The 12,560-nt window shown below is 17.1% G+C and carries 8 protein-coding genes; 2 read left to right on the forward strand and 6 right to left on the reverse strand.

Annotation, left to right across the window (positions count from 1 at the left end):
* Positions 1-7 precede the first annotated feature (7 nt).
* The 5 genes from recD to lgt all read right to left on the reverse strand — a co-directional run bounded on the left by recD (position 8) and on the right by lgt (position 9,559).
* Positions 8-1,858, reverse strand: a complete 1,851-nt coding sequence (gene recD / locus GJT81_RS02220; RefSeq protein ID WP_169785693.1) for an exodeoxyribonuclease V subunit alpha — start codon at positions 1,856-1,858, stop codon at positions 8-10.
* 33 nt (positions 1,859-1,891) lie between these two features.
* Positions 1,892-5,419 carry an exodeoxyribonuclease V subunit beta gene (gene recB, locus GJT81_RS02225; RefSeq protein WP_169785694.1) on the reverse strand — a complete coding sequence of 1,176 codons (3,528 nt, stop codon included), beginning with the start codon at positions 5,417-5,419 and terminating at the stop codon, positions 1,892-1,894.
* Positions 5,420-5,439: 20 nt separating this feature from the next.
* Positions 5,440-7,314: an exodeoxyribonuclease V subunit gamma gene (locus GJT81_RS02505; RefSeq protein ID WP_169785695.1), complete on the reverse strand. Its 1,875-nt coding sequence runs from the start codon at positions 7,312-7,314 to the stop codon at positions 5,440-5,442.
* A gap of 77 nt (positions 7,315-7,391) precedes the next feature.
* Positions 7,392-8,618 carry an exodeoxyribonuclease V subunit gamma gene (locus tag GJT81_RS02510; protein ID WP_169785696.1) on the reverse strand — a complete coding sequence of 409 codons (1,227 nt, stop codon included), beginning with the start codon at positions 8,616-8,618 and terminating at the stop codon, positions 7,392-7,394.
* Between the two features lie 71 nt (positions 8,619-8,689).
* Positions 8,690-9,559 carry a prolipoprotein diacylglyceryl transferase gene (gene lgt / locus GJT81_RS02240; RefSeq protein ID WP_169785697.1) on the reverse strand — a complete coding sequence of 290 codons (870 nt, stop codon included), beginning with the start codon at positions 9,557-9,559 and terminating at the stop codon, positions 8,690-8,692.
* Positions 9,560-9,615: 56 nt separating this feature from the next.
* Between lgt and GJT81_RS02245 the strand changes: the two genes are divergently transcribed.
* On the forward strand, positions 9,616-10,296 hold the full coding sequence (locus GJT81_RS02245) for a MutH/Sau3AI family endonuclease (protein ID WP_169785698.1): 681 nt from the start codon (positions 9,616-9,618) through the stop codon (positions 10,294-10,296).
* Positions 10,297-10,466: 170 nt separating this feature from the next.
* Here the strand turns inward: GJT81_RS02245 and lysA are convergent, their stop codons facing one another.
* Positions 10,467-11,735, reverse strand: coding sequence for a diaminopimelate decarboxylase (gene lysA, locus GJT81_RS02250; RefSeq protein WP_169785699.1), 1,269 nt, complete (start codon positions 11,733-11,735; stop codon positions 10,467-10,469).
* Between the two features lie 220 nt (positions 11,736-11,955).
* Between lysA and GJT81_RS02255 the strand changes: the two genes are divergently transcribed.
* The gene (locus tag GJT81_RS02255) at positions 11,956-12,534 is read left to right on the forward strand and encodes a 5-formyltetrahydrofolate cyclo-ligase (RefSeq protein WP_169785700.1); all 579 of its coding nucleotides are present in this window, start codon (positions 11,956-11,958) and stop codon (positions 12,532-12,534) included.
* Positions 12,535-12,560: the final 26 nt, after the last annotated feature.

Below are 12,560 nucleotides of genomic sequence, written 5' to 3' on the forward strand. Positions count from 1 at the left end.
AATAAAATTATTTATAAAGTTTTGTTAAAATACGATTTTCTAAATTAGAAAATCGTATTATTTTAGATTTTATTGATTTAAATAATATTGAATTTGTACTATAAATTGATATTGTTATTTTTGATCTTGTAATAGCAGTATAGATTAATTCTCTAGTTAATAACGATGAATATTTATTAGGTAATACTAAAGATATATTATCAAATTCTGAACCTTGTGATTTATGAACAGTAATTGCATAAGCAATATCATATTTAGGTAAATTATCAATAATAATATTATGATATTTACCATTAGATAAACTAAATTTAACTTTTAATTCATTATCTGACGTATCTAAAAAAGTAATACCTATATCACCATTATATAAATTTAAAAAACTATTATTTTGAGTAATAATAATAGGTCTACCTATATACCAATTATTTTTTCTATAAGTATTATCTAAGATATTGTTTTTAAAAAATTCATTTTCTAGTTTATTATTAATTTCTCTTGTACCAAATATTCCATATTTTACTGCACATAAAATTTGGTATGTATTAAAAATATTAAATATATAATGGATATCATTTTTTGTATTTATATAATCAAAATATTTTTTATATTCTATAATGAATTGATTTATCATTAATTTATATTTTGTTTCATTATTAATGTTGATAAATTTAATATCACTAAATGTTTGATTTAAAAATAAATTTTTAATTTTTTTAACATTTCCTTTTCTAATTAAAGTAGCTAATTGGTTTATTCCTGAATTATATTCATAACGATAATTATGTTTTAATAAACTAATAAAATTACGTAAAAACAAATATTTATTTTTGTTTTTATTTTCTTTTTTTACATTATAATCAATCACATTATATAACCATTCTGAATATTCTTTTGTAAAAGTAAATTTTTTAAAATTACAAATATCTTTAAAAATATAACCAATTTCTATTGGAGGTAATTGATTATCATCACCTAATAAAATTAGTTTACTATCAACAGATAAAGCATTTAATATTATTGACATTAAATTTAAATCAACCATAGAAGCTTCATCTATAATTAATAAATCAGTAATTAATTTATTATTATTATTATATATAGTTTCTTTATTATACATATTAATTTTTAATAAACGATGAATAGTTGTTGCTTTATAGGGAATATTTTTTTTTTCTTCTTTAGTGATTAAATAATTATTTTTTATAAAATAATTATTAATTGATTCTGTTAATCTATTAGCTGCTTTACCTGTGCTAGCAACTATTTTAATAGTTAATGGAATAGAATATATTTTTATAAAAAATAAAATTAATTTTGCTATAATATTTGTTTTGCCTGTACCAGGAGAACCTGTAATTATACTTATTTTATGAGTAAATGCCATAGCTACAGATATTTTTTGATGGATATCACTTGATTTAAATAAAATATTTAATATTTTTTTTATATTATTTTTTTTTGGTAAGATAAAATAATTATTAATTACATTTTGAATAATAATATTTTCTTCTTGCCATACTCTATATAAATAGAGACAATTATCTTCTATTACTAATGGTGTAACTTTCTTACCATTACCAATAATACTATAACCTAATAAATTTTTTTCTTGTTTCGTAAAATTGTTTATTAATTGTATTTCTTTTTTGGATAAAAATATTTTATTTTTTTTCAATATGCTTTTTATATTAAATTTTAATAATGGTAAACAAACATTCCCTTTACTAATAAAATAACTAAGATAAGCAACAACAAACATTAAATATGGTTCATTTTTAGATGCCATTATATATGCAAATTGTAAATCAATTAGACGAATAAAATTATTTTTACACAATTTTTTTAAAAAATAATACATATTATTATTAATTTAATTATATGAATAAAGAATTTAAGTAATTAATTGATCTAATTTTTTAATTAATTCATAAGATGGTCTTACTTCCCAAATACCATTTGAATTATTTTCTATATTGTTAATACCTCTAATATATAAATATATAACACTTCCAAAATGTTTTTCATAATTATAATTTTTAATACGAGAGCAAAGATATTTATGTAAAGCTAATGTATATATTTGATATTGTAAATCATATCTATTTAAACATATATTTTTTTCCATATATTTTTTAGTATATTTATTATAATTTTTTCCTAACCAATTAGATTTATAATCTATTAAATAATATTTTTTATTCCATAAAAATACTAGATCAATAAATCCTTTTAATATTCCTTGAAAATCATTATTTAATTTCGGTAACTTTCTGGATATTTTATCATATTTACATATTATATTATATAATTTCATAATACATAATTTATTATTTATATGTAAATAAAATTCTAATTCTGTTATTTTATTTTTATTTTGTATTTTATTTAAAATAATTTTATCTATTCCTAATGGATGATGTAATATATTTGTTAACCATTTTATTAATATTGTATACCAAGAACAATCAATTTCTTTATTAAATAATTTTTTTTTAATAAAAGAATATAAAATTTTTTTAGTAAAATCCAATTTTTCGAAAATTTCATGTAAAATAATTCCAATTTTTTTACCCGTAGGAAATGTATGCGATGTTTTCTTGATTTTTTTTTTAGAGTTAAATAATTTATATTTATAAATATTGTTATTTAAATTTAAATCATTTTTAATAATTGAATAACTTGTAATTAATATTGTTTGATATTTAAAAATTTTTAATTTTTTATTACAGTGATAATTATTTTTTTTTTCTATAAGATAAATAGGATTATATTGTATTTGTTTTTTTTTAGTTATAATTTTAATTTCAATATCTTTATTTTGTAAATTAAATAATAAATTTTGAAAATTTTTATGATCTATATAACCTTTATTATTTATTAAAAATTCTACAGCATTTCTATGTGGAAAATATTTTTGATATTTTATTTTAGTATTTTTAATATTGCCTATACCAATACTACAATGAAAAATTGATCTAGTTAAAGATACATATAATAATCGTAAATTTTCTGATAATAATTCTTCTAATGCATATTTTATGCTATCGTTATTTTTATTAAAATCTATAATAGTTTTTAACGTTTTTCTATCATGATAAATTATTCCTTCATTATTTATTAAATCTAAAAAATTAGAAGAAATAAAAGGTATCCATACTAATGGAAATTGTAATCCTTTAGCTTTATGAATAGTAATTATTTTTATTTGATTAGAATCATTTTGTATTCTTATTTGTTGTTCAAATGATCTATTATTTGGAAAAGAAATTTGTTTTATTAACCATAAAATAATTTGTTTTTTGTTTTTAATTTTTAAAAACTCTATTTCTATTAATTCTGCTATATGTAATATATTCTGTATTTTTTTTTTATGAAAATTATTAATTATATTTTTTTTAAATAAAAAATTTTTTTTTAAAAAAATATTTTCTAACATTAATAAAATTCCATTTTTATTCCATAAATTCCTGTATTTAATAAATTGATTAATACTTTTTTCTAAAAAATATTGTTCTTTTTTATAATCTAAATTAGATAAATCTATATTAAATAAATTACTTGCTAAAATATTTTTTAATTGTTTTATTTTATGTGGTTCTAAAATAGATTTTAATAATAATACTAATTCTTTTGCTTCTATTGTTTCAAAAACACTATTAGTGTTAGACAAATATATAGAAGGAATATTAAATTTAATGAATTCTTTTTGTATAATATTAGCTTCATATTTATTACGTACCAATACTGTTATATCTGAAATAGTAATAATATTACTACTATTTTTATTTTTTTGTAAAAAAATTTTTTGTTCTTGACCTAAAATAAGCCATTTACAAATTTCATAAGCACACTTATATGATATTATTTGTCTATATGAATTTAAGTTCGTTTCTTTAGGTAAAAACCAGATAGTAATACCTGGTTGAATAATATCATTTACAATAAAATTATAATTTAATTTTTGTTTAACATATGATGTTGGATAAAAAATTATGTTTTTAAAAAAAAAAGGATATTTACAGTTAGAAAATATTTTATTAACACCATTAATCATAGTTTTAGATGATCGCCAATTATTTTTTAATGTGTAACGATTTTTAATTTCAAGAGAAGCTTTAATATAAGTAAAAACATCAGCACCTCTAAAAGAATAAATAGCTTGTTTGGGGTCTCCTATTAATATTAATGTACAATTAGATTTATTTATATATATTTTTTTAAAAATATTATATTGTTGAATATCTGTATCTTGGAATTCATCTATTAATGCAACAGGATACAATTTTCTTATATCTTTTGCTAAATTTTTATTTCCATCAAATTTATTTAATGATTTATTTAATATTAATAATAAATCATTGAAACTAATTTGTTCATTTTTTTCTTTATTTTTTTTTATTAAATATTTAATATATTTTATAGCTTTAATTATTATTAAAGTTTTTAAACTAATTATTTTATTTAAATATATATCTATATTTTTAAATAATATATGTTTAGGAAACTTTTTTTCATTTATAGTTTTTGTAATTAAAACATTTTGAGAAAATCTTTTTAATTGTTCTGGAACAAAATTATCTTCAGTATTTTTCACTGACCATTGATTTATATTTTCTATCCAAAATTTTATAGATTTATTATTATAAATATGTTTATTAATATGAGATTCTGTTATTATATTTATAATAATATCTTTATATTTCATCCATTGTTTTTTTAAAAATTTAATGTTTTCAATATTTTTATTAAATTGTTCTACTAAATTAATATTTTTTAAATAAAATTTAGGTAATTCAACTTTGGATAAAAATGGTAATAATTGATTTATTAAATCATTAGGAGTTGCCCAATATTTTAATATAATTTTTGCAATATTTTTTGGTAGAGGATACAAATATTTTCTCCAAAAACTTATAGATGCATTATATTGTAAATAAATTTCATTATTAATTAATTTTTTATTATATATAAAACCATTGATTTCATAATTTTTGATATTTAATATTTTATGACAAAATGAATGAATAGTTAAAATTGTTGCATTATGAAAATTTAATTCTGCTTTTAATAAAATTAAACTTGCTTTATATAAATTTTTTATTTCTTTTAGAAAATTATTAATAATAGGATATGGACTATTACCTTTTATACATGCTATACGTAATATTTTTATACTATTTTTTATTCTTTTACATAAATCTTGTGTAGAAACATCAGTAAATGTAACTACTAATATTTCTTCAACTGATAATGGAATATTAAATCCATTATTTTTATATAAACCTAATAAAAAACGTAAATAAATAATAATTATTGTAAAAGTTTTTCCAGTACCAGCTGAAGCTTCTATTAAACATTTTTGGTTTAAATTATCCATAAAAGGATTAAATTCTTTAATTTTTGTTATATTTTGCATCATATAAATATAAATAAAATATTTTATTTCATATAAAAAATGATAGGTAAAAGCCATTTTTCTATTAATTTTATAGTTTTTAACCAATTTTTTTCATTAAAAAAATAATTTAATCTGTTAAAATAAACATTATTATATTTTCCAATAAAATTAGAATTTATATTCCAAAAATAAAAAAAAATATTTTTTGCTTTTTTTTGTGTAAAATTATCATAATTAATACATTTATTTTTTTTGTCGTAACAATAACATAACCATTTCCAAGAACTTTGCATAGGTAACATAATCGGAATATTTAACCCATGTATATATCCATCAATATATTTTTTTAATAAAATGATTGCTATATCAGGTTTAATATAATTAAAAATATATTGTGTATTTTTAAATCCTATAATTTTTGAAATAAATTTTTCTTCTTTTTTAATATTTATTATACATAAAATTAAATGTTCAATCCAAAATGATATAATAGATTTTATATCTATAATTTTAGGTTCATATTTTATGAAACCTTCAATATAACTTATAAGATTTATTGTTCCATATAATGTTATTCCAGAAATATTTAAATTAATATATTTAATTATATTATCATATTTATATGATTTTAAATTATTTAATAATTTATATATATTTTTTTTATTATTATCCCATAATATTTTTCCATAGTTACCATAAGGTAAAATTCCTTTGTTGAGATAATTATAATAAATCAAATTAATGTTTGTATTAAGAATTAAAGAATGTAATATTTTTATATTAATTTGATATTTTGTTAAATAATCAAGTGAAAAAGGTTCTATTTCTGAAAATTGAATTTGATTTAAATCTTGTAAATATACTCCTAATCTTTGATTAAAAAATCCTTTTAAAGGATCTTTCCAAAAATATAAAATATTTTTTAATATAACTTTTTTTATTTTTAAAATTGATAATTTTTTATAAAAAATGTTTTTTTTATTTAAAAAACCATAGTTATTTATATTAAAATTTATAAAAATATTTTTTTTTTGATTAATATGACATATATGATCAATAATATAATTATAAATTTTATTTTTTTTAATCTCATAGTTATCAGAAATATATTCTAATAATTCAGTAATTAGAATAGAAGGATATTTTTTATCATAATTTATATTTTTATTATCAATGTAACTTAAATATAATTTTTTTTTAGAAGATATTAATAACTCAAGAAAAAAATATTTTGCTTGATCTAAATTATTTTTATCATTTTGTTTAGGATACTTTTTTATTAAATTAAAAATTACTGGATATGAATATTTAGGATAATATTTACTATTCATACCTATTACAAAACTAGCTTTAAAGGATATACAATTTAATTGTCCAAAATTACAAAAATTAATTTTATTGTAAGAATAATTAAATTGTTTTTTTTTCTTTTTTAATAATATTTGAAATTCTTTTATAATAATATCAATGGATATTTTTTTTTTATAATTTATATTTATTCCATTATCAATAAATAAAATAATATTTTTAAATATATGTTTCATATACTTATTTGTATAAATATTTGAACAAAAAAATTCTGAATATAATTGTATTAGTTTTTTTTTCCAATTTTTGATTAATTGTTTTTTTTTTAATCGTTTTTTCCATTTATATAATGTAAATAAAAAATAAGTAAATTTTCCTAATAGTTCTCCTAATACTCCAAATGTACCGTTATAAGGAATTATACTCTTCCAACTTCCTGAATTATTATCTATAGCATATCCATATAACATACGATATAATCCAAATTTCCAAGTATATTGATCTTTAGGCAAAGAAAGATTTTTAAAATTACTAAAATCTAACCCATATTTTATACCAATATCATTTATCCAATAACGAAGATATATTAAATCATCTTCATTATTCATGAAAAACTTTTTTGAAATTTCATTATTATCTAATAAATAAAATATTTCTTCAGGATAAAATTTTTTTGTTGATAAATTTAATAAAAAAAAAATGTATCTGGGATATCAAACATATTTTTTTTATTAATATCTAGATAAATATTAAAAGGTAAATTTTTTTTATTAAAAATAGAATAAATAAAAGGTAGATAAATTTCTAAATTAGGCGAAATGACAATAATATCATGTAAATAATAATTATTATTATTAATTAATTTAATAATATTAATTGATAAAAATTCTATTTCTTGTTTAGCATCTGTAAAAATGTTTACTTGTATAGAATCATCTGTAATATTAATTTTTTTTTTATTCTTTAATAAAGAATTATTTTGTAATAATAAAATATCTTTTTGTATATTATTTAATAAATTTGTAGATTTTATTTTTACAAATGATTCTATCATTCTTGACTGTAAATTTATTAGTTTATTTATATTATTTAATCCATAATTTCCCCAAGAAAATAACAATGAATTATTAAATTTATCATTTTTATTTATTTGAATATTATCCCAATAATGTATACAAGGATTTTTAATCAAAATATGAATTTCTATATAATCTGTTAATTTTTCTAATAATTGTAAATATATTAAAGGTATATTTTGTGTTTCTAAAATAAATATTCTTTCTGGTAAAACAGAATATTTTATTTTTTTTATATTTTTAATATTGATAATATAATTATATAATTTACTTAAATACCATAACTGTTTACCTAATATTATTTCATTATATCTAATTAATTTTTTCCATAATTTAGCTTGCCAAATATGATCTTTATCATTTGTAAGAAATATTTCTGTATTTTTTTCCCATAAAAACAACCATTTTGGACGATATTTTTGGTATTCATCATATAAATTAGCAATATGAATTGATATTTGAAATAAATAATTAGTATTTTTTATATTACTTAAATATTTTTTAAAATTTTTAAATTCAGGTAAAACAATTATTTCTGGAATGATATTCATCAGTTGCCAAATAATCATTTTTTTATTAAAGATATTTTCTTTTGTAATTTTTGGAATAATTTTTATAAATAAATCCCAAATAAATTTTTCTGGATTAATGTAATTAATATTAGCATGTATTCCTATTATTTTAGATAAATTAATCTTTAAATATGGAATTAACGTTAAATCAGATAAAATTATAATTTCTGTTTGTAATGGATTATTTAATGGATTTTTTAAAATATTATATTTTATTAAATTTAATAAAATATCCAAATCATTAGAATGATATGTTGTAAACATGTTATTAATGTTATTAATTTTTATTAATTATATTAGTAATTTGATTATATAAAAAATATTTTTAGTTTATTTTATGATGAATTAATCAAATTTTTTTGTGTAGTATGATATAATATCATTAGAAATCCTATAAAAACCATTGGTAAAGATAATATTTGACCCATAGTTATATAATTAAAAAATAAACCTAGTTGTACATCAGGTTCCCTAAAAAATTCTACGAAAATACGAAATATACCATAAAACAATAAAAACATACTGGTATTATATCCTAATATTTTTCTTTTAACAAATTTTATATTTAAAATAATAAATAATATTAATCCTTCTAAAAAAAACTCATAAATTTGTGATGGATGTCTAGGTAGATTACCATATTTTATAAATAAATATATATAATTTTGATTATTTTGGATATAGATCAAATCTGATTGAGTTGAATTAGGAAATATTATTGCCCATGGAATATTAATAGCGACTCTTCCCCATAATTCACCATTAATAAAATTTCCTATTCTTCCCATTCCTAGACCCAATGGTACTAATGGAACAATAAAGTCAGTTAATTGTAAAAAATTTTTTTTATAATAAATAGAATATATAAAAATTACTAAAATTGCTCCAATTAATCCTCCATGAAAAGACATACCACCTTCTCTTACTTGAAATAAAGATATAGGATGAATTAAAAAATATTGTAAATTGTAAAATAATGTATATCCTAACCTACCGCCTAATAATAATCCTATAAAAGATAAATATAATAAAATTTCATTTTCTTTATAATTCCAATATAAATTATTATGTGATTTTAATTTTAATATATTTACTATAAATAAAAAACTAATTAAATACATTAAACTATACCAATAAATATTAATACCATATATTGTAATAGCAATTGGATTAATTTGTGGAAAAGATAAATATTGTATATTCATTTTATTATTATTTAAAATAATTATTTTAAAATATTTTTTTAATAGGTACAACTTATATGTATATAAAAAAAATTTTTTCTAATAATATTATTAATGAAAAAATATTGTTTTTTAGAGCTACACTAATGACAGGTCATTGTTTAAATGATATTGCAGAATGGTTAAATTTTAAAATTCCAACAAATTTAAATAAAGATAAAGGATGGATAGGTAAATTAATTGAATTATATTTATTAGGAAAACAACAAAAAAACAGATTTAATCAAGACATACCCCAAATAGGTATAGAAATTAAAACTATTCCTATTGATGTAAAAGGAAATACTATTAATAATACATTCATATGTTATTTACCTTTAACAAATAAAAATTTTCTTATTTGGAAAGAAAGTACATTATATAGTAAATTATTAAAAATTTTATGGATTCCTATTATAACTAAAAATAAAAATATTCCTTTTGAAATGAGAGTAATAGGAAAGCCTATTATATGGAAACCTTCAAAAAAAAATTATAAAAACTTATATAATGATTGGATTGAATTAATGAAATTACTTATTTCTGGTAAAATAGAATGTATCAATCATTATAATGGTACTATTTTATTAGTAAAAACAAAATCTAATAAAAATAAATTAATAAAAACTATAAATCAAAATAATGAAATTATATTAACATCACCTAGAGCTTTTTATTTAAAAAAAAAATTTACAAAAACATTATTTATAAATTCATAAATAATGTTTTAAAAAAATTTATATATTCATTATTTTTTTAAAATATGATTTATTAAAAAAAAATTTATATATAAAATAACAATTTTTGTTAAAAAATATTTTTATAAATTTATTTAATTATATTAATATATAAATATATTTAATAATAAAAAATAATTTATTTTTATAATTTAATAAAGTTCTAAATTAATTAATTCTTGTATTTTTTGATGACGACGAATCTCTCTTGGAATACCATTTTCAATTAATATTTCTGGTATTAAAGGTCTACTATTATAATAAGATGACATAGATGCTCCATAAGCTCCTGTATCATGGAAAATTAAATAGTCTCCAACATTAACATTTGGTAATGAACAAAATGTTATTTCTCCATTATCTAACTGTGTAAATACATCTCCTGCTTCACATAAAGGACCAGCAACTATAGATTTTATTTTTGGTAAATATGACATATCTATTCCTTTTGAAGAAATAGCAGATATATAATGATAACTACCATACATTGCAGGTCTCATAAAATCATTGAAACCTACATCTACTAAAATAAATTTTTTTTCTTTTATTTCTTTTATAGCCCATATTTGGCATACTAATATTCCTGATTCTGCTACTAAAAATCTTCCTGGTTCAATTTCTAATTTTATTTTTTTTTGTAAATGATTATTAATAATGTTACGTGTTTGATTCCATAATTGATAATAATGATTTGTATCAATAATTTGATCACATAGTTTATATGGAACAGATAAACCACCACCTGCAGATATTACATTGATTTTAGGAATATAAGGTTGTAATACATAACTAACCATAGCATTACATACTTTTTTTAAGTGAGAATAATTAACACCTGAACCTATATGAATATGCATTCCTATTAATTTTAAATTATATTTATTTATAATTGTAATGGCTTTTTTTAAATCTGTATACCAAATACCATGTTTACTATTTTCACCACCAGTGTTAGTTTTTTTGCTATGTCCATGTCCAAAACCTGGATTAATACGTAACCAAATATTATGATTTTGAGATAATGTACCTAATTGATGTAACATATCTATAGAACCAACATTCACAGTAATATTTAAATCTATGATACGCTGTAATGTACTAAAATCGAAAATATCTGCTGTAAAAATAATATCATCTTTATTTTTATGATTATATCCAGCTGCTATTGCTCTTTCTATTTCTCCTAAAGATACTGCATCTACTTTTACACCTTCTTTTCTCATTAATTTTAAAATATTAATGTTAGAACATGCTTTTTGAGCAAATCTAACAGTATCAAATTTTTTCAATTGTAAAATACGTTTTTTTATAGTTTCTGCACAATATAACCAAATTGGAGAATTATATTTTTTTATAATAGAAAATATAGTTTTTGTTAAAAAACCATTTTTATTATGATAAAAATCAAATATTTGTGTCATAATTACTATAACCTATAATATTTTAGTAATTTTTAATAAAATTAATAGTTTATTAAATTAATAATTTTTTGATATATATAAAATATATCTTGTATATATTTATATAATATTTAATTTATTGTATAAATATTTTTATATATATATTAAATATAATTTTTGATTATAACAAAATAAATTATATAAAATTTAATTTTTAATTATTATTCATAATACAATTTATATGTATAAAAAAATACTTCAACGTATAAAAATACGTAATAAATATAAAAAATTAAGAAAAGATTTTTCTTTTATAAAAAAAAATATATTAGATAATATTATTACTAATAAAGTTATAAACTTTATTTCATTTAAAAAAAATCAAAATATAGGTTTATATATTTCTTTTTTAGGAGAAATAAATACAAATTTATTAATTAAAAATTTATGGTTACAAAATAAAACTGTTTATATTCCTATTATAGATCCAAATATTAAAGGTAAATTATTTTTTTCTAAATATACTCCAAATACAATATTGACATTTAATAAATTTAATATATTAGAACCTAATATTCAAAAAGAATCCTTATTTTTGATAGATATATTAGATATAATAATAGTACCAATTGTATCATTTAATGAAAATCGTTATAGATTAGGAATGGGTGGTGGATATTATGATAGATTATTAAAAAAAATTAATAATACTTTACCTATAGGTATAGCTTATGATTATCAATTAAATCATAATTTTCCTATTTGTAAGTGGGATATTCCATTACCAGTAATCATTACACCATCTAAAATATGGTTATAATATATAATAAAATTTTTTATTAAATA

The sequence above is a fragment of the Enterobacteriaceae endosymbiont of Plateumaris consimilis genome, assembly GCF_012563145.1.
Lineage (GTDB): Bacteria > Pseudomonadota > Gammaproteobacteria > Enterobacterales > Enterobacteriaceae.